We start from the raw sequence: 19,036 nt of genomic DNA on the forward strand, positions 1-19,036 counted from the left end.
AATCGATGAAAGGAAGAGATTGAAGAATGACAATTATTGGAATGTTGCATCATCGTCTAGATCCTCAAACAGTAATTAAGTCATATGCATTTGCGGCTGTTGCAAAAGCAGAAGGGGCTCAATTTTTTTATTTTACACCAAAAAGTGTTAACTTCGATAATCGTTCCATTAGAGGGAAGGTATATGAAAATGGCGATTGGCATGAAAGGATGATGCCCTTTCCAGATGTGATATACAATGCAGGCAGTCCAGAAAAGTTGTCCGTATCAAAGGACATTATTGAGAAATTGAAAAAGGAAATTCCTTTTACAACTTATTCTATAGGGAATAAATGGAACGTAATGAAGCGACTGAAGGAAGCTAAGGAATTCGATAAATATTTAATTCCATCTGAAATTGTGGAGAATGTTGATTTATTCCACAAATTTATATCATTTTATAAAAAAGTGGTATTTAAACCGATAGATGGCCGGAAGGGAAAAAGGATTTATTTTATTTCGAAAGTAGGAAGGGCTAACTTTGAGGTAAAGAAAGATACGGAAATTACTAGTTATTCAAAGCCACAGCTAGATGATTTGATAAGAGGGCAACTCTCTACAGGCACCTTTATCGTGCAACCTTATATTCAATCGATAACAAAATCTGGTCAAATTTATGATTTTCGGCTTCATGTTCAAAAAAACGGTGAAGGTAAATGGGTTATAACGACGATTTATCCGCGAATTGCACCAAATGGCTCAATCATACCTAATATTAACAATGGTGGATTTACGAATTATTTAGATCCTTTTCTAGAGCAGGAATTTAAAGAAGAGGCTTATGATATTCGGCGTATGTTAGAGCATTTTTCCTTGTCACTAGCTCAACATTTAGATGAGATTCAGATTTCGCAATTTGGAGAAGTTATTGATGAAATTGGCATTGATATAGGCCTAGATGAACATCAAAAAATCTGGATGTATGAGGTAAACTGGCGACCAGGTTGCCCTCCTGCGTTCTATTTAGAATTAGATGTGGTCATCAATACGATAAAGTATGCCATGTACCTTGCTAGCAACCAAAAGCAAATTAAAAGTGAAATTAAGCAACGGCAAAAAAATAAGGATATAAGCGAAGTTAAAAGTGAAACTACACAACAGACGACAAATAAGGATAAAGGCGAAGTAAAAAGTGAAATAACACAACAGACGACAAATAAGGCTTTAGACAAAGGAAATGGTTTACCGATTATTGCGATTACCGGCAGTGCTGGAAAAACGACGTCAAAAGCATTCCTTGCTTCTATTTTGTCGCAAAAATGGAATGTTTTTGAGTCAAAAGATTATTGGAATACAACAGAGCATACGAAAAAACATAAAGAAGAAATTAATGCTTCGCATGAGGCTGTTGTTCTTGAATACGGAATGGCTTATCCAGGTATCATTACAAATCATTGTAGCATTATCCAACCGAATATTAGTATTATCACAAATATCGGTTTAGCTCATGTAGGCAACTTTGATGGAGAGATTAAAGGCGTGGCGAAGGCAAAATCGGAATTAATACATGGCATGGATCAAAACGGTTTATTAATATTGAATAAGGATGATGACAACTCAAACTATTTAGAGACACAGCAGTTTAAAGGAAAAATATTAACGGTTGGCATTCATGGCACAGCGGACTATAATGCTTATGATATTCGATATAAAGACATCGGTATGACCTTTAAAATAAAGCTACAAGGACAGGGAATCGCTATGTATATCCCCATTTTAGGAGAGCATCATGTTTATAATGCGCTGAATGCTGTTGCGGTTGCAGATTATTTAGGATTTAGTCCAGCAGATATTCAAGCGGGGCTTAATTTCAAAAAACCACCTAGAAGATTAACTATTTATAACTGTCGTGATGACATTACGCTTATTGACGATACCGTTCACTCTCATCCACAGGGCGTACGTGCAGCTATTAATGTTCTTACGAATATAGCGAAGAAACGTAAAATTGCTATTATTGGACAAATGCGAGAATTAGGGGATTTGAGAGAAGAGGAATATCGTAAATTGGGCGAATTCATTTACGAGCAAGACATAGATTTATTCATTACTTATGGCTTTAGAACGGAGGAAATGGGAGAGGCAGCAAAGGCTAAAGGGATGGAGCCTTCTAAAATTCATCATTTCATTAATAAGGAAAACTTGCATGCACTCTTAGAGAAAGTCATAGAACCTCACGATACCATTTTAGTAAAGGGTGCTAGTAAAACGAATATGTTTGAAACGGTAAAATTTTTAGATCAAACATTTAAAGAATAAATAAAAGACCCGAGTAATTGACCTTTTGAAAGGGGACAATTATTCGGGATATTTTTTGTAGCTAATCGATGAGTTCAGTTTCAAAATATACCTTAAATCTATGACACTTTTAGAATGAATTTTATTTCTTTCGCGGCATTTATTGCTTTATCTTTTGCTTCAGCTAATGTCGCACCTTCCGCAATTACATAGGCATAACGATGTCCCATCGATAAAGGAGGGCTCAGTAATGTTCCCCTTTTCGGCTTCACATATACATCCACGACTCCCGGTGAATTCGTTGCTTTATTTTTTCCAATCACTTTTTCTAAAATACCTTTACTTTCAACAATGACGTATTTTGTATAGACGAACTTTTTATGCTTTGGCCTGATATTGGGGCGTTCACCTAAAAATAATTTAAGTGTTTCTTCCACTAAATTAAATCCAAAAGCGGCGTGAAGCATAGTATTCATTGCTCCCCCTGAGATTCGTGGATTAATCTCAATAAGCTTCCAGCCATTCTTTGTTAAACGAAGCTCTAAATGAAGCGCACCATTTTCGATGTTTAACTCTTTAACAATAGATTGAAGAACTTCCTCAAGACCAGATTGAATTTCTTTAGGAACTTTAACAAGCACGCCATAACCAGTAATAATAAAACGTTTACCTTGAGTAATTTCTTGTTCAATAATACCGATTACATGAGCATGCTGTTTATAGACAAGTGCTTCTACTAAATATTGCGGGCCTTCGATATATTCTTCAATCATAATTGTTTCACGTGGATTTTTGTTTCGTAGATAGCTCAGGTGTTTCTTCAGTTCGCTCGAGTTGTTTGCTAACAAAACATCTTTGGAACCTGTAGATTTCGGAGATTTTATAATTAATGGAAATTCTAAGTCATTAGTGACGGACTCATTGGGTTTGAGAAGAAAAAACTTTGGAGAATAGGAATGGTTCTCTAAAAAAATTCTAGTTTTTTCTTTATCCTCCATCATTTCAATAGCTGCTGAAGATGTATAGTTGACACAAAACTCATCACATAAAATGGAGGCTATATGGACAAAGGGATCGACAAAACTAACAATTGATTTTATATCTAACCCGGTTTTAATTAAGGTATAAATTTCATCTTTCATGGCTTCTATGTTCGAAGTATCAATAAGAATCATTTTATGAATATCTGGGTAGGCTTTTCTTTGCTGTAATTGCTTTTCGGTGTTTGTAAAAAGTACAGTAAAGTAACCCAATTTTTCTGCTGCTCTTGTCGCTTCACGACTTGACCCGGATTTATTTGTGCCGATAAATATAATCGTTTTCAGGTATATCACTCCTTCTATTGGTACTTAGATTACTTAATCACCTATATATATATGCGAACAAATAGATTTCCTCTAGTTATGTATCTTGTCTACATCCAAGCAACTTTTAAGAAGTTCCATATACTAGAAAGGAAAGGAGGGGAGATTAATATGAAGCCTCTTACGGTGCGAAATTTAACAGTGATTACTACAGGTCATTTAGTGCAAGGGTCGGAGGAAGTGTTGATTCACCATGGTGCTTATCGACTGAAGCAAGTGAAAAAAAACAATACCGTCCTTTTTACGAGTAAGCCTATTGTAAACTGGAAAAAATTTGAGCAGTTTTATCCTCTAGTGCTTGTAACAGATAGACTATATAGTCAAAATGATATACCTGAGGAAATAATTATTATTAAAGTAACAAATACAGACGAGGCCTATTGGAAATTTGTAAACTTTTATCGAAATCAATTTAAACTTCCGATTGTAGCCATTACTGGTACATCTGGTAAATCGACAACGAAGGAAATGATTAAACATATACTTTCTGCCAATAAAAATGTAGTAGCCACGACACTTAGCAGTAATTCTAGAACGGCTTCTTTGCAATATTTACTGGGTATTGATGATCATACCGAAGCGGCCGTCTTTGAAACTGCTGTTGGTTCACCAGGGGATGTCAGAAATGCAGGGAAGTATTTCAAGCCGACTATTGGGATTATTACGAATATAGGAGCACATCATTTAAATTATTGTAAAACGTTGGAGGGGTATATCCAAGCAAAGGCTGAAATGCTGGATATTATTAGTCCTACAGGCGCATTAATCATTAATGCTGAGGATATCAACACAAGTAAAATAGATGTATCGAAGTTTCACGGTCGCATCATTAAAATAGGCAAGCATGCATCCTGTGATTTTCGAGCAAGTAATATTCGTTACCACAAAAATGGTATGCTGTTCAACGTTCATCACAAGAATAAGCTCTATGAAATCTTTGTAACAGGTTTTGGCGAGCACCAAGTATATAATGCGCTTGCTGCGATAGCAGCTATTTATGAAATGGGTCTGCCGATTTCTTTAGCAGCTGAACAACTGCAATCATATCAAAAATTGAATAAGCAGCTTCAAGTGTTTAAAGGCATTAATAATTCCATATTAATAGATGATACATGGAATATTACAACTACTTCTTTGGAGGCAGGGTTAAAGGTTTTGAATGCGCTCGGAGAAGGGAAGAAAAAGATTGCCATTATTGGGACGATTACAGATTTAGGGTCTTGGGGATATATCATTCATGAGCAAGCGGGAGAATTAATTAGTAAAATTGGGGTCGATGTACTCATTACGATAGGGGAACATGCAAGCATTATGGCTGTTCATGCCATTGAGGCAGGACTGAGTTCACCTGTGTATATTTATAAAAATAGTACGCTGGCCTATAAATTGCTAGATGATATTGTAGATGAAAATACGATTATTTTCGTTAAAGGAGATATGTATAGTAAAGAAATTTCTAAGTTGGCAGATGATCTAAAAATAAAGAAATCATCTGATTGCGAATAGATTTCACCAAAATAAAATGTTATTTTTCATCATTTTCTAGATTGAGCATATCTTTAGCTGATTGCAAAAAAGGTAAAAGGCTACTTATATATCGCTCATTTACTCAGAAATATACTTTATAGAAAGGAGGGGAAGTTAACTTGCAACATATCAGTGTGCATGAGATAAGAAAACTATTGCAAGGAGAATTATTAAGCGGTTCTGAACACTGGTCTGTTAAACATGCAATTTATTACAATCGACATGAGCTTACACATAATCATACACTTATGTTTGTTAGTAAAAGGGATACCATCAACTGGCAAGAGATAGATCGAAAGGGGCCATCTCTAGTCATTTCGGATAAATCATCAGAAGAATTGAAAAATACGCTGAAGAATACAACTGTTATACGCGTCAGGAGCATTGTGCAGGCCTATTGGAAATTCATTGAATATTACAGAAACCTATTCGAAATACCAGTCGTTGCTTTAACCGGAACATGTGGGAAAACTACTACGAAAGAAATGATTAAACACATAACTAGTAAGGAATGGGATGTTCAAGCATCTGTAAGTAGTAAAAATGAGCCTCGGCAATCCCTGCCATACTTGACTGGAATCAATCAGAAGACAAAAGCAGCTATATTTGAATTAGGTTTGGGCAATATCGGAAATATTAAACACCAGTGTATGATCTATCAGCCTACGATTGGTATTATTACGAATATAGGTGTCCATCATTTAGACGGATGTATAAATCTTGATGGGTATATAAAAGCAAAGGCAGAAATTTTAGAAGGAATAAAAAAAGATGGCACACTAATCATTAATAGTGATGATGAAAACACTAAAAAGATCCCCTTTCGCAAATTTAAAGGGAAGTTGATTACTTTTGGCGTTCACGAAAAATCAGATTATCAAGCTACGAATATACAATTCACAGAGAGCGGCATGCAATTTGTACTAAAAGTGTCAAATAACCAATATGAAGTGTCTGTTCCAGGATACGGTGAACACCAAGTATATAATGCGTTAGCGTCTATAGCTGCTGTAAAGGAAATGGGACTTTCCATTGAAATCGCCATTTCGCATTTAAAAACGTTTAAAGCGATGGCAAGACACTTAGAGTTTTCAACAGGGATTGGTGAAAGTACAATCGTAGATGATACTTGGACAAATAACCCAACTTCTGTTGAAGCGGCACTAAAGGTGTTAGATACGGTAGGAGAAGGGAAAAAAGTAATTCTTATTTTAGGTGACATTAAGAGATTAGGTAACTTCGAAGAAAAATATCATCGAGAGATTGGCACAATGGTCGCGAAAAGAAATATTGATACGCTTATTACTATTGGCAAAAGAGCAGAAAATATCGCGAAACAAGCGTTGAAGGAAGGTACGAAGGCAGACGTTCATATGTTTAAAGATGTTTCAGGAGTGTTAGATATACTAAAGACTAAGCTCGATAGTGAAACCATCGTACTTATTAAAGGACCAATGTCTAGCAAATCTATGATTGAATTTGCCAATCAGTTAAAAAATGGATAAAAGAAAAAGAAGCTTCCTTAAGGAATGCTTCTTTTTTCTACATACAATTTAGAGTGGTCTTAAAAAACACGTTTTGCTGTAATATAATGCTCTTTGTAATAATCAACCATTAGTACTCTTGTAGTGATACCACTAGAACTTGGAATGATAATACGGTGATCACCTGCATAGATAGCTACTAGTGAAGGGGTTTTAGAGCCTACAACACTATTAAAGAACACTAAATCACCCTTTTTTAAATTAGCACGTGAAACTGTTGTGCCAGCATTCATCAAATCCTTTAAATTGGTTGTACCAAGTTTAACGCCACTCTTGCGATAAACAAAGTCTACAAATCCTGGCGCTGTAAAGCGAAGACTTGCTTCATTATTTGTAGAGCTGATCGTTACTTTATTTTTATAATTAAAGGCGTTTTCAACAATTTTATCGCCTTTCGTTGCAGGATTAGCTGAAAGTAGTGTAGGTAATACTCTGCGAGCAGTTACATAATTATCTGTATAATATGGTTTACTATTTAAATCCGAAATAACGATATTTTGCTTAGAATCAGCCATGTGAATCATTTTATTGTTGCCAATATACATTCCTACATGATCAGGATCTGTTCCTGTTTTTTTACTCTTAAAGAAAAGTAAATCGCCTTTTTGTAATTGACTTTTCGCCACGTAAGACCCTTGCTGCATCATATAATCTTCATTGTAAGTGCCAATATCGACACCATTTTTCTCGAAAATGTACATGATAAAAGAAGCACAAGAAAATTTATATGGATACGTAGGCTTATATTCTGAATTACTATATGTCGCCTTACCAATTAAGCTTTTACCAGTTTGAATTAGTTGCTCTGCTTTCGTAGCAACAGCCTGAGAGTTATTAGTTGTTGCAGCCTCTACTTCTACTGGATGAACAGTTGGTTGCACTATTCCCAATGTACTAAAACCTATTGTCAAAGCTAATGTTGTTTTTAAAAATCGTTTATTCATGATGTTAAGTTCCTCCTGAAGCCATTTGTTAAGTTTAATCCTGTTTTGGCTTTTCTCTGGAATTAATCGTAGCATGAAAAAGTAAGGCTTCTTTGAGGTAATTGTTACCACGGTGAATGGGAATTCGCTGTAACCACCTGATACAAATGGCTTCATCGCCTTAATTTACAGTTATATTACAAATGTTTCAGTTGGGTGAAGTAATTGTTAGAATCGAAAGGTCAAAGGGGCAGTAAAAACCATGACAGAGGGGGGAACGACGATACACTCAGCATGAAATATTTAGCGATAATCAGGTAAATCATTTTTTGCTTTTTGGAAGGCAGATGTCGATAAAATTCAGAAGTTGGGGGATAAAACGCGAAAGTTAATCGATAAAATAAAACATTTGGGTAATAAAACGAAAAAGGTATCCGATAAAATTCAAAAGTTAGATGACATTTGTTAAAACGACTGTCATGTGATATTCACTATCATATTTTTGAAAACAGGCCAGTTGAATAGAAATTACTCCTATTCAACTGTTGCTATTAAATTTCCTGAATCATCTCTACTCTATTACCGAATGGATCTCTAAATTCAAATCGTTCAAAATGAGGAATAGGAACTGAGTCGAATATTTCTATATGATGTTCGATTAATGTCTTTTTCCACTCTCCTATACTTTCAACTTGATAGGCGATATGAGCCTTAGTCGTTAATCTATCAAAGCCATCTTCTGTCCCTACATGTACCTCTTTATTGCCGACTTGTAACCAAAATCCACCTCGTCCTTTAAGCGAATCAGGCTTTTCAAGTTCTTTTAGTCCTAATACTTGACAGTAAAAATGTTTTGCTTTTTCTTCCTCACCATTTGGAATTGTTATTTGAACATGATGTAAGCCTATAATCATTTTTGTTCTCCTCCTTTAATTCCTATCAATACTAAGTTCTGGGATGATAATGTAAAATCCTTTTATTTTATGAATGAATAGTATTCTTCCTCACGAATGAAGCCTTTGTAGCACCTGTAATAAGTATTAGGGAATAGGCCCATAGAAGCCATGAGGCGAAATAACGATCTACATCGGCTGATAAATTCGGAAAAATATTATCGAAAACTAATAATACGACTGCATCGATGAGCATTCCAGGTAATACGATACAAATAGCAGCCAGTAATCGATCAGTACCCTTTATCTTTTTCAAAGAATAAATAGGTATAGTCGCTATCAAAATGAGTGGAATAGCTATAATGAAAGCGGCTATCATGAATAAAGGTTTTTCAAGGATAAAAAAGTAATTCCCCATTAATCGGAATACAGCACTTGCTACAAGCCAAATTGCAAACCCCCAACATAAAAAGAATGGCATTGTGGTTCCTCCTTCAATTATTTCCCTAGACGATACAGTGTCTCTAGGATTTTTTCTAACTGTTGATAGAATGCATCTACATTGAAATCGTCCCGCATCATCACTTGTATAGCTAAACCATCAATAAGGGCATTGAGAAAAATGCTCCACGTTTCCGTTGTGACACCATCAATTGGAGATGTACCCCATAATTTATTAAAACGTTACATAAATGTTCATTTTCAGTCGCTAAAATTTGTCCCATTTGCTGCCTAATAGCTGGGTTAGTAGAGCCAAAGACGATTAAGGTGAAAAATAATTTATGATAAAAGACATCATTTTCATATCGACTTTTTGCAGAGAGAAGTGCAGATTGAATCATATGTTGATCAATCGTCAAAATCTCATTCCAAGAGTTTTCACAAATGTTTTGAACAATTTCTAGAATTATTTGGTCTTTTGATTTGAAATGATAATAAATAGTTCCTTGTGTCACCCCGGCTTGCTCAGCAACAGCCTTTAATGTGAATTTTTCAATCCCTTTTTCCACTAAACTTTGCTTGGCAGCCGTTAATAAATCAGACTTTTCGATACCAGTAGGTTTTGCCATTGGTTTTCACCTCTTTAGTTATTAGTTAGTTGGATAACTAACTATAAAATAACAAAATATCCCTTAATTTCCAAGTGTGTTTTAACGAGGGTGGATACACATTGGATAAAAGATAGAAGGACTTATTAACACAAGACGCTATGGTATAATAATAAAAACGGAATAATAAGATAGAGGTACAAAGTTGAATAGTTTCTCTTTAAAGACAAGAAAAGTAGGTGAACAAAGTGGGGAAATATCAATTGGATACCAAAGGTAAGGTAGCTGTGCAAAAGTATCATGAAAAACACAAGCCTGCCCAATTTGATAAAAAGCAGCAACTTGAAAAAATACGTGCGGAGTATTTGAAAAAGAAGCAAAAACAAACAGATCAATAAGAGTAGTAAAGGAGCGAGGTGAACGATGTGTTTATCTCGTTTTTATTTTGAGGTTATGCAAGTATCCGATACCTCTGTAGAGTTGTGAAAACGTCGTAAGCTATCTTGTGAGTGAGAATGCGCCCTTATTGCTTAGTATAGTGCCATGAATGTCGGAGGGTGTTGGGTAAGTTCAATTTAGATGAGCATAGTGTAGGCATGCCCATTGTTTCCGATAAACACTGATATAAAGGTGACAATGTACACAAACCACTATGGTATAATAATAAAAACGGAATAATAAGATAGAGGTACAAATCATATTTTGATTTGTTTAAAAGGGAAGATCGGTGCAAATCCGACGCTGTCCCGCAACTGTAAATGGGAGCACGTTTCAAAAGACCACTGTTACGACTTGTAATGGGAAGGTGAAAGGTGTGATGAACATAAGCCAGGAGACCTGCCTTTATCTAGTACAACCAAAAAACCTACGAGGATAGGGGGTGTTGAGTGTGACTAGAGAACTTCTCCTGCATGCTCATAGTACGATGATTGCTGAGAAGGTAGCTTCTATTACTAATAGAAATTCTTTTTCGCCGTGGCAATCACCGTATTATGTCGTGTATTTGTCATAGTAGACATCTTTCTGTAGAGGGAAAGATGTTTTTTTATGCTAAAAATGAAGGAGTGTTACACATGAATCCACAAGTTATCGAGTATTATGAAAGTCTGTTAAAGTTTGAAATCATGGAAAAGCAGTATACAAGTACTTCTCACACATTAGGGGAGCTCGTTGAACAGTATGTAGGGCAGGATGCTGTTCATAAAAGTGATATTTTAATAGCATATAGGAATGTAATGAAAGAATTAATGGGATAAAATGAAACTACGTTAATATATCCCCTGAAGTTATCCTTTTACTTGCACGAGGTGTTATTGATAGTAATACCGTTATTAGCTTAGATGATCTTATAGAAAAGTTGAGTAGCCAAACCTGAAATGACTGCGTTTGGCTACTTTTTATTTCTTATAAACTAATTATATTAATAGGAATACATATAATTGTCATAAAATAATCCCTAGTACTTCATCCATATTTCACTTTTTATCTATATAATAATTTTGTGCTCCTCCGGCGGATGTCACGGATTTTGCAAGGGAAGAATATAAGGATGTTTGCCTGAACCTTCGCATCCTGCGAAAACGGCTAACTGACCTGCATCGGTAAAAACACCACGTCCTGTGGCATTACCGAAATGACCGACATCGTGTCGACCCTCGTGTTGTTGCTGACGTTTCGCTTTCGCACAGACATAACCAAGACCTTTTGCTGACGCTATGTTAGCACTGCGCTTTCGCACAAAAAACATCTGCAGGCCTATGCACAATTCAAAATCCGGACGCCTTGTTTATCTGCGCGAAAGCAAAGCGTCAGCTACAAATGTTTTCTGTAGCGAAAGCGAAGCGTCAGCTACAATTACGCCAAGGCGAGATCGATTAAATAGATTGGAGAATACAACATGAAAAACACATTTTATCAGAGCTTTTGGCGAACGCATTTTTATGCCGCATTATTTATTACGCCACTGCTTATTTCGCTAACATTAAGTGGTATCGGTTTTTTATTTTATACCAATGTTGAAAATCAGTTATATGATAAATACTTTTTTGGTGAAAGTGGAAAAATAGAGGTACAATCTATTGATGATGCTGTTAAACTTGCAGAAGAATCATATGCTGGCTACAAAACAAATAAAATTATTGAGTTAGAAGAGCCATACAATACACGTTTATCAATGAAAAATGCAGATGGCAAAGAAAAATATGTGTTTTTAGATGATCATAACCAAATTATTGGTGGTCAAGATGCTGGCTACACATTTGCAAATATAATTAGAAATATCCATAGTTCCTTATTTATTGGGGGAACGTTTGTCAATTATTTAGTTGAATTAGCAGCGTGCTGGGCTATCTTTTTAATGCTTTCAGGCATTTACATGACGTTTAAAGGAAAATTACTAAAGAAAACAAAGCAGACAAACAAACGTCAAAAGAGTAGAAAATTCCATGCCCTTGTTGGGACAATTATTACGATTCCAATGCTAGTTATTATTTTCACAGGTTTACCATGGTCTGCGTTTATGGGGAAATATATTTACCAAGCTTCACAAGATTACCCTTCTTTCGGCACGCCATTATTGCAACAGCAGCCACCTACATCTGATGTAAGTGAGATTCCTTGGGCTACTCGTCAAGAAACTCCTCCAACCTCAGACTCGGCACATGCAGCCCATCACGGGGGAGGAAATACAGGCTTTGTTGCAAACCCTAACCAACTAAGTGTGGAAAAGCTACAACAAGAAATTGATGCAATGAATATCTCGAAACCATACGCTATTATTTATCCTACTAGCGAAGACGGTGTCTATACAGTTGCTAAATCTAGTAACACAGGTGTCACAGGTCTTGATGTTAGCCCAGATGATGAAACGACAATGTATTTTGATCAATATAGCGGGAAATTTATAGACAAGGTTGGCTATGAGGACTATGGCATTCTTGCAAAATGGTTCACATGGGGTATTCCTTTACATGAAGGTCATTTGTTTGGTTGGCCAAATAAATTAATCAATTTACTAGTATGTATAGCATTTTTAGTAGTTATTGCTTGGGGATTCAGAACATGGCTACTACGAAAGAAACAAGGTATACTATCGGCACCACCTAAAATCTCTCAAAAGGTATCTATTCCTTTTATCATTTTCATGATCATTTTAGGAATATTGATGCCACTATTTGGACTTTCTTTAATTGCTGTCGTCCTTGTAGAATTAATTATAAATTTGGTGTCTAAAAATAAATTAGCAAAAAATGATGTAAATTAAAATTATAGCGATACTGCATACTCCTTCAGATGAGAGGATAGCAGTGTCGCTTTTTTACTTTAAGTTCCTTTAAATAGAGTTTTTTATTTTTTTACGGTCATTTTATAAAGTTTTAAGATTTGTATGGTAAAGTTTTTTTAGTTTAACTTAGGGGAGGAAGAGCATGTCCATTAAAACAAGGTTTTTGCTATCTTATGTAGGTGTAATCATAATAGCTATCACACTATTAATAGCTGCAGGGTTTTTATTTTCATTTGCAATTACAGGTGATGTAAAGGCCATTGAGCATTTTTACAAAAAATCCTATGTGCAAAAGCCTTTAACAGCAGTTGAGGAGAACGCATTTCTGGATTTAAAGTTAATTGCCAAAAATAATCCCCAGCAGTTATTGGATATTGAACAGCTTCAGAAAATTGGCGATTCTTCAATTGGAATTGTAGTAAGAAAAGATCATCAGCTTATTTATACTTCGCATTCTAATTATAAACAGATGTTACTGAATAGTCTTCCAGGCTTTGAAGCAACGAATATTAATACACGCGACACGATTATGATTGAGAATTCATTTTATACGTATGTAAAGTTCGATTTTTATTTTCCTGATGACACGGAGGGAAGTATTTTTGTCTTAAAACAAGTTAGCTCCCATGCGGAATTAATTAGAGAGCTGCTGCCAATACTTTTAGGTATTTTATTTTTATTTTTTATGATGATTATTGGATTATTAAATTATTTAGTATCTAGAAGTATTATCAAACCGATATCAACTCTAAAAGAGGGAGCTAAACGTATTAAATCTGGAGATTTAAACTTTGCAATTAATGTCCATTCGAATGATGAAATTGGTCAATTAAATCGCTCCTTCGAGGAAATGAGAATCAAATTAAAGGATTCCGTACAATTGCAGTTACAATATGAAGAAAACCGCAAAGAACTTTTATCAAATATTTCACACGATTTAAAAACACCAATTACATCTATTATTGGCTATGTAGAGGGGATAAAAGATGGTGTGGCGAATACAGAAGAAAAAATGGATAAATATTTAACTACCATCTATACGAAAGCGAAGGATATGGATTTATTAATTGATGAACTTTTTTTATTTTCAAAGCTGGATTTGAAGAAACTACCATTTAATGTTGAAACAATAGATCTTCATCAATATATAAAGGATTACGTAGAAGAAGCAAGTTTCGACTTAGTTTCTAGAGAGATCCATTTACAATATACTCCGTTTAATAAACCACTTTACGTTAAGGCTGATCGCGATAAATTACGTCGCGTTTTGGCGAATTTATTGAGCAATAGTGAAAAATATATGGATAAGCAAAAAAAGCAAATTACTATTTCACTATTAGAAAAACCAGATGAAGTGATCATTCAAGTAATGGATAATGGAATAGGTATTGATCCGAATGCATTACCTTTAATTTTTGATCGTTTTTATCGGGCTGAGCCATCAAGAAATTCTCAAACTGGTGGCAGTGGTTTAGGATTGGCCATTGCTAAACAAATTGTCCTTGAAATGGATGGAGACATTTGGGGAACTAGTGAAATAACCAAGGGAACAAGCATTTTCTTTTCATTGAAAAAGGCTGAGGAAAAGGTGAGAAACAGTGAAAAAAATATTACTAATTGAAGATGAAGTGAGCATTGCTGAGCTCCAAAGAGATTATTTAGAGATTAATAGTTTTTCAGTTGTTATGGAACATAATGGTGAAGCCGGACTCAAAGAGGCTATTCAGGGACAATATGATTTAATTATTTTAGATATTATGCTTCCGGGAATGAATGGGTTTGAGATTTGCAAACAGATTCGTGCAGTTCACAATATTCCGATACTGTTTGTCTCAGCAAAAAAAGAGGACATAGACAAAATACGAGGACTTGGACTAGGTGCGGATGACTATATTACGAAGCCATTTAGTCCAAGTGAGCTTGTTGCAAGAGTGAAGGCACATTTATCGAGATATGAACGTTTAGCTAGTAATCAACAAACGAATAATATCATTTCTATTCATGGGATTAGCATCGATACTTCTGCAAGAAAGGTACTTGTCAATGGGGAAGATATTGCCTTTACGACAAAGGAATTTGATCTGCTTGTCTTTTTTTTCAGACATCCCAATCAAGTGCTAAGCAAGGAGCAACTCTATGAAAGAAATTGGGGCTATGAGTCAGCAGCAGATGTTTCGACAGTGACTGTTCATATTAGAAAACTGCGTGAAAAAATTGAACGGGACCCTGCACAGCCTAAATTTTTGGAAACCGTTTGGGGAGCCGGGTACCGGTTAAATGTCTAACGAAAATATCTCGTTGTTAGGTGAAGAGTTATTTTTTCTTGAAAATTTTTAGACTTTTTTAAGAAATCATTAATGGATAATTTAGCATTAACACTTAAACTATGGGAGGTATTAAAAAATGTCGTTAGAAGAGGTGTTTAATGGTGACAAACATGAAGGTGGTTATGATGGCGTTATTATTTATCCTTCAAGGCTGTACCTCAAATGAAAAGGGGGCTTTGTATAATAGCAAAGGGGGTAGTGAAATTTTGAAAAAGGAATCAACTAGTGAATTGTTTAAAGCAGTAGAAAAAGGTGACAACACCGAACTCCAAAGTATTTTGAATAAAAAAGTCGATATCAATGCAAAGGACTCAAACAATCGGACAGCATTGATGATTGCTACGTATAAGAATAATGTCGAGGCGGCAAAACTATTAATAGACGCAGGAGCTGATGTGAACATTCAGGATAAAATGCTGAACACACCTTTCCTTTATGCAGGTGCAGAAGGATACCTTGATATTTTAAAGATGACTATTCAAGCTGGTGCAGACTCTAAGATTACGAATAGATATGGGGGAACGGCATTAATCCCTGCTGCAGAGCACGGGCATATTGAGGTTATAAAAGAATTATTGACCAATACAAAAATTGACGTTAATCATGTCAATCATTTAGGATGGACTGCACTCATGGAGGCGATCATTTTAAATGACGGTAATCCAACACAGCAAAAAACGATTCAATTGTTAATCGAACATGGTGCAGATGTTAATATAGCAGATGATAATAATGTGACCCCGTTACAACATGCTAAAAAACGAGGATTCAAGGAGATTGAAAAGATTCTCAACGCAGCAGGGGCGGTATAAAAACTAAACTGTAGATGAACTTGATGCTGAGTTGATCTACAGTTTTTTTATGGTTTCTTTTGTATTATTAAATTAATTTTTTTATTTTTTAATTGTTTTTTAATAGTTTATTTATTGGCAGTTTAGAGATGGATCTTATGATAAATCTTGTAAACAACTTGCACAAGTAAAGGAGAGATTTAAAGATGAAATTAAGAAAACGTATTGTCCCAGCAGCATTAGCACTTTCGGTATTATCAGCTGGTATTGTAACATTTAACGAGCCTTTAAGTGTAGAAGCGGCAGGGACTCAATCAGTAGCAAGCGCCAAAAATGAACAAGTAGCAAAGATTACAAACATTAAGTCATTAAACACAATGACGCTGCAAATTACGTTTAACAAACCGTTAGTAGCAGAGGATGTAGATCTGAATAATTTAGAAGCTATTAAAAAACATTTCATATTTAATGGTGACTTAGAGATTGTCAATGTTCCACGATTAATGACTGGTTCAAAGAGTATATATATTGTACCTGTAACATTCCAGAAAGATGACTATATCTATACGTTGAGCTATAAAGAACAGCGCAAAAAAATGTTTGAGGGAACTGATGAGAAAGTATTTGTTCGTAATGTAGCGCAAGTGACAAACGATACATTTATATTGGAGTCTTTCCAAGAGGATGGCGTTGTTGATTATGCAAATATTATTGAAGCTTATCGTGCAGGTCGTGGAAATCTAGCTTTTAGCTTAGATCGTCATAATCGAGATGCTAATGGTACACGCTTCGATATTATATCTTCCTTGCGTGATCGCTATGTTACTGTGAAATCAAGCGAAGGGGAAGAGTTTGTAGCAAATTATGTACCATTTACACAAGCTGCAGATGGCAAACAAGCTCCTCAGTTTAGACTACCTGAAGGAAAAAAACTGAAGCCTGGTGTCACATATCGTATTAACTCTGAATGGGCTGAAATTGATGAAAAAAGCTTATTAGCAAAAGAAATGGTTCCATTTACTCTTCAGTCTGCCAAAGCTGTTGATAATAAATCATTTGAATTACAGTTAACAAATGATCCTCAATCTGATTTGTTTGCAGGTAGAAGTGTAGAATTACGAGGAAATGATGGAAGTTCACTTCAAGCGCAATATCGATACTCATCACGTAAAGGTGCAGTAGGCATTTTTGATATTGCGAACGGTGGTACATTCAAAGCTAATGTCAATTATACAGTTGTCCCATTAAACAACTGGGCTACAGCGACAAATATAGTCTTAAAAGCGAACTAAAGAATCTTTTAGTAGATACGAAAATTTATATCTGAGGTTTCTAACATGTTAAAAAATCTCGTCACGACTGGTGACGAGATTCTTTTCTAAAGCCACCCTTTATCACTGGCGACTTGAGCAGCTTGTTGTCTAGACTCGACTTGAAGTTTTTGAATAGAGGTGGATAAATAGTTTCGAATAGTACCTTTCGTTAAAAATAGTTTTTTACTAATCTCATTTGTTGTGAGCCCTTCCTTTACAAGCTGCAGAACAGCAATTTCACGTTCATTTAGTGGGTTCTGTTCTTTCATAAATAACGTAGCGGCTAAATCTCTGCTGACGACCTTTTCGCCATTCATGACTTTTCTTATTGTTTCGATTAAATAGTCTATAGGTTCATCTTTTAATAAATATCCATGTACCCCACAATCCATCGCTTTTTGTAAATAGCCAGGGCGTGCGAAGGTAGTAACAATCATCACCTTGCACGGTAAATTTGCCTGTTTAATTTTTTCAGCAAGGTCAAGCCCAGAAAGATTCGGCATTTCGATGTCCAAAACACAAACATCAGGTAGCTCATGTTGAATAAATTCCCACGCTTTTTGACCATCTGAAACTTCTGCGATCACTTTTATATCAGGCTCAAACGACAACAAGGAAGTCAAGGCGCCACGTAACATTTGTTGATCCTCTGCTAGTAATACTCGTATCATGTAGTTTGCTCCAATCTGTAGTGTTGGATAGGCAGTGTTAACGTCACAATTGTTCCATCTGTCGGTAAATTCTCTATGGAAGCAGTTCCTAGAAGGGCATTCATTCTTTCTTTCATCGATGAAAGTCCATTCCCATGCCCTTGGATATGTAAGCCGACACCATCATCAACAATAGTTATATTTAAAATTCCATTTATAGTATTGATATCGATTTGGCATTTTTTTGCTTGACTATGTTTAATAATATTTGTAGTCGCTTCCCGCAAACATAAGGACAGCATCGTTTCTTCTACACTCGCTAGGAGAAGCTTTGGACAGTTATTATTGATATTTATGGAAATATCCGCAGTTTGTAAATGCTGTTTACAAAGAATAAGCTCACTTTCTAACGAAATAAAATTCAAATCGGATACTAATTCTCTTACTTGCTTTAGCGCAGTTCGTGTTGTTGCTAAAATATCATTTAACTCATCTTTCACACGCATCGTATCCTTATCGACTAATTTTGTAGTTAATTCGGTTTTAATTTTAATCATTGTCAATGTATGACCGATCGTATCGTGAAGGTCCCTTGCAATACGCTGTCTTTCTTCTTGTTGAACGAGCTGCGTATTTACCTCTGTTAATTCTGATTGTAATTTTTTAGACTTTTCTACGTAGTAAATTAGCATTGGAAATAGTAGCTGAATAATCATAACGGGTATTAATACTTGGGATTCTAATTTGAAAGATGCTCCTGACTCAAACCAAATAACGGTCAAAAACATAAAGGCAATGGCAATCATTCCTAAAGCAATATGCCATTTCTTTTTAGCTCGCCCAATTAAATCAGCAAATATAAATCCAGAAAATAACATGGCGGATCCTTCATAAATACCTAGTATGATAATAAGAGTAAAGCCTACTAAGGAAGCAATAAGTAAACGCCAATCTTGATTCCATAAAGCAATATAGAAAGCTACTAAAAATAACATAAGGATTATTATTTTAGCCAATAATGGTAATGAAGAATTCGATCCTAATACTACGGTGAATAAAAAAATTAACGAAACTACATCAATAATTAAATAATGTT

General features: G+C 35.3%; 18 protein-coding genes and 1 riboswitch. Of the genes, 11 read left to right on the top strand and 7 right to left on the bottom strand.

Annotated features, from left to right (window positions below):
- The first annotated feature begins 26 nt into the window (after window positions 1-26).
- A complete protein-coding gene (locus tag AC3WSO_RS09605; protein ID WP_492530392.1) occupies window positions 27-2,297 on the top strand; it encodes a YheC/YheD family protein in 2,271 nt (756 codons plus the stop codon).
- Between the two features lie 98 nt (window positions 2,298-2,395).
- On the opposite strand, the gene AC3WSO_RS09610 is transcribed toward AC3WSO_RS09605, so the two are convergent.
- Window positions 2,396-3,601, bottom strand: a complete 1,206-nt coding sequence (locus AC3WSO_RS09610) for an ATP-grasp domain-containing protein (RefSeq protein WP_492534297.1) — start codon at window positions 3,599-3,601, stop codon at window positions 2,396-2,398.
- A gap of 150 nt (window positions 3,602-3,751) precedes the next feature.
- On the opposite strand from AC3WSO_RS09610, the gene AC3WSO_RS09615 reads away from it, so the two are divergent.
- Both AC3WSO_RS09615 and AC3WSO_RS09620 read left to right on the top strand, forming a co-directional pair.
- On the top strand, window positions 3,752-5,146 hold the full coding sequence (locus tag AC3WSO_RS09615; protein ID WP_492530393.1) for a UDP-N-acetylmuramoyl-tripeptide--D-alanyl-D-alanine ligase: 1,395 nt from the start codon (window positions 3,752-3,754) through the stop codon (window positions 5,144-5,146).
- Between the two features lie 140 nt (window positions 5,147-5,286).
- Window positions 5,287-6,672 carry a UDP-N-acetylmuramoyl-tripeptide--D-alanyl-D-alanine ligase gene (locus AC3WSO_RS09620; protein WP_492530394.1) on the top strand — a complete coding sequence of 462 codons (1,386 nt, stop codon included), beginning with the start codon at window positions 5,287-5,289 and terminating at the stop codon, window positions 6,670-6,672.
- Between the two features lie 59 nt (window positions 6,673-6,731).
- Here the strand turns inward: AC3WSO_RS09620 and AC3WSO_RS09625 are convergent, their stop codons facing one another.
- The 4 genes from AC3WSO_RS09625 to AC3WSO_RS09640 form a co-directional block, all read right to left on the bottom strand.
- Window positions 6,732-7,655: a C40 family peptidase gene (locus tag AC3WSO_RS09625; protein WP_492530395.1), complete on the bottom strand. Its 924-nt coding sequence runs from the start codon at window positions 7,653-7,655 to the stop codon at window positions 6,732-6,734.
- 530 nt (window positions 7,656-8,185) lie between these two features.
- On the bottom strand, window positions 8,186-8,548 hold the full coding sequence (locus tag AC3WSO_RS09630; RefSeq protein WP_492530396.1) for a VOC family protein: 363 nt from the start codon (window positions 8,546-8,548) through the stop codon (window positions 8,186-8,188).
- A gap of 67 nt (window positions 8,549-8,615) precedes the next feature.
- The gene (locus tag AC3WSO_RS09635) at window positions 8,616-9,008 is read right to left on the bottom strand and encodes a DUF5367 domain-containing protein (RefSeq protein WP_492530397.1); all 393 of its coding nucleotides are present in this window, start codon (window positions 9,006-9,008) and stop codon (window positions 8,616-8,618) included.
- A 112-nt stretch (window positions 9,009-9,120) separates the two neighbouring features.
- Window positions 9,121-9,597 carry a TetR/AcrR family transcriptional regulator gene (locus AC3WSO_RS09640; protein ID WP_492530398.1) on the bottom strand — a complete coding sequence of 159 codons (477 nt, stop codon included), beginning with the start codon at window positions 9,595-9,597 and terminating at the stop codon, window positions 9,121-9,123.
- A gap of 227 nt (window positions 9,598-9,824) precedes the next feature.
- On the opposite strand from AC3WSO_RS09640, the gene AC3WSO_RS09645 reads away from it, so the two are divergent.
- From AC3WSO_RS09645 to AC3WSO_RS09680, 8 genes are all read left to right on the top strand, one after another.
- Window positions 9,825-9,974 carry a hypothetical protein gene (locus tag AC3WSO_RS09645; protein WP_492530399.1) on the top strand — a complete coding sequence of 50 codons (150 nt, stop codon included), beginning with the start codon at window positions 9,825-9,827 and terminating at the stop codon, window positions 9,972-9,974.
- A 271-nt stretch (window positions 9,975-10,245) separates the two neighbouring features.
- A riboswitch (cobalamin riboswitch) is annotated at window positions 10,246-10,435 on the top strand.
- Between the two features lie 30 nt (window positions 10,436-10,465).
- On the top strand, window positions 10,466-10,588 hold the full coding sequence (locus AC3WSO_RS09650; protein WP_492530400.1) for a hypothetical protein: 123 nt from the start codon (window positions 10,466-10,468) through the stop codon (window positions 10,586-10,588).
- 61 nt (window positions 10,589-10,649) lie between these two features.
- Window positions 10,650-10,832: a hypothetical protein gene (locus AC3WSO_RS09655; protein WP_492530401.1), complete on the top strand. Its 183-nt coding sequence runs from the start codon at window positions 10,650-10,652 to the stop codon at window positions 10,830-10,832.
- Window positions 10,833-11,473: 641 nt separating this feature from the next.
- Window positions 11,474-12,838 carry a PepSY-associated TM helix domain-containing protein gene (locus AC3WSO_RS09660; protein ID WP_492530402.1) on the top strand — a complete coding sequence of 455 codons (1,365 nt, stop codon included), beginning with the start codon at window positions 11,474-11,476 and terminating at the stop codon, window positions 12,836-12,838.
- Between the two features lie 163 nt (window positions 12,839-13,001).
- A complete protein-coding gene (locus AC3WSO_RS09665; protein ID WP_492530403.1) occupies window positions 13,002-14,480 on the top strand; it encodes a sensor histidine kinase in 1,479 nt (492 codons plus the stop codon).
- Window positions 14,458-15,144 (top strand): response regulator transcription factor, encoded by a 687-nt coding sequence (locus AC3WSO_RS09670; RefSeq protein WP_492530404.1) that lies wholly within the window; start codon window positions 14,458-14,460, stop codon window positions 15,142-15,144. Before AC3WSO_RS09665 ends, AC3WSO_RS09670 begins: the two co-directional genes overlap by 23 nt.
- A gap of 140 nt (window positions 15,145-15,284) precedes the next feature.
- The gene (locus AC3WSO_RS09675) at window positions 15,285-15,998 is read left to right on the top strand and encodes an ankyrin repeat domain-containing protein (RefSeq protein ID WP_492530405.1); all 714 of its coding nucleotides are present in this window, start codon (window positions 15,285-15,287) and stop codon (window positions 15,996-15,998) included.
- Window positions 15,999-16,183: 185 nt separating this feature from the next.
- Complete coding sequence (locus tag AC3WSO_RS09680; RefSeq protein ID WP_492530406.1) at window positions 16,184-17,269, top strand: hypothetical protein; 1,086 nt, start codon at window positions 16,184-16,186, stop codon at window positions 17,267-17,269.
- An 86-nt stretch (window positions 17,270-17,355) separates the two neighbouring features.
- Here AC3WSO_RS09680 and AC3WSO_RS09685 read toward each other — a convergent pair whose 3' ends face one another.
- Window positions 17,356-17,961: a response regulator transcription factor gene (locus AC3WSO_RS09685; RefSeq protein WP_492530407.1), complete on the bottom strand. Its 606-nt coding sequence runs from the start codon at window positions 17,959-17,961 to the stop codon at window positions 17,356-17,358.
- Entirely contained in the window at window positions 17,958-18,935 is a 978-nt protein-coding gene (locus AC3WSO_RS09690) for a histidine kinase (protein WP_492530408.1), read from the bottom strand. The genes AC3WSO_RS09685 and AC3WSO_RS09690 overlap by 4 nt, the downstream gene beginning before the upstream one ends.
- Between the last annotated feature and the right edge of the window lie 101 nt (window positions 18,936-19,036).

Source organism: Lysinibacillus sp. EB106-09-02-XG168, from assembly GCF_058791475.1.

Bases quoted from the DNA above. Each gene is read 5' to 3' on its own strand.
- AC3WSO_RS09605 (WP_492530392.1), top strand. From the start codon at position 27: ATGACAATTATTGGAATGTTGCATCATCGTCTAGATCCTCAAACAGTA.
- AC3WSO_RS09615 (WP_492530393.1), top strand. From the start codon at position 3,752: ATGAAGCCTCTTACGGTGCGAAATTTAACAGTGATTACTACAGGTCAT.
- AC3WSO_RS09625 (WP_492530395.1), bottom strand. From the start codon at position 7,655: ATGAATAAACGATTTTTAAAAACAACATTAGCTTTGACAATAGGTTTT.
- AC3WSO_RS09630 (WP_492530396.1), bottom strand. From the start codon at position 8,548: ATGATTATAGGCTTACATCATGTTCAAATAACAATTCCAAATGGTGAG.
- AC3WSO_RS09635 (WP_492530397.1), bottom strand. From the start codon at position 9,008: ATGCCATTCTTTTTATGTTGGGGGTTTGCAATTTGGCTTGTAGCAAGT.
- AC3WSO_RS09640 (WP_492530398.1), bottom strand. From the start codon at position 9,597: ATGGCAAAACCTACTGGTATCGAAAAGTCTGATTTATTAACGGCTGCC.
- AC3WSO_RS09655 (WP_492530401.1), top strand. From the start codon at position 10,650: ATGAATCCACAAGTTATCGAGTATTATGAAAGTCTGTTAAAGTTTGAA.
- AC3WSO_RS09660 (WP_492530402.1), top strand. From the start codon at position 11,474: ATGAAAAACACATTTTATCAGAGCTTTTGGCGAACGCATTTTTATGCC.
- AC3WSO_RS09665 (WP_492530403.1), top strand. From the start codon at position 13,002: ATGTCCATTAAAACAAGGTTTTTGCTATCTTATGTAGGTGTAATCATA.
- AC3WSO_RS09675 (WP_492530405.1), top strand. From the start codon at position 15,285: ATGGTGACAAACATGAAGGTGGTTATGATGGCGTTATTATTTATCCTT.
- AC3WSO_RS09680 (WP_492530406.1), top strand. From the start codon at position 16,184: ATGAAATTAAGAAAACGTATTGTCCCAGCAGCATTAGCACTTTCGGTA.
- AC3WSO_RS09685 (WP_492530407.1), bottom strand. From the start codon at position 17,961: ATGATACGAGTATTACTAGCAGAGGATCAACAAATGTTACGTGGCGCC.
- AC3WSO_RS09690 (WP_492530408.1), bottom strand. From the start codon at position 18,935: ATGTTATTTTTAGTAGCTTTCTATATTGCTTTATGGAATCAAGATTGG.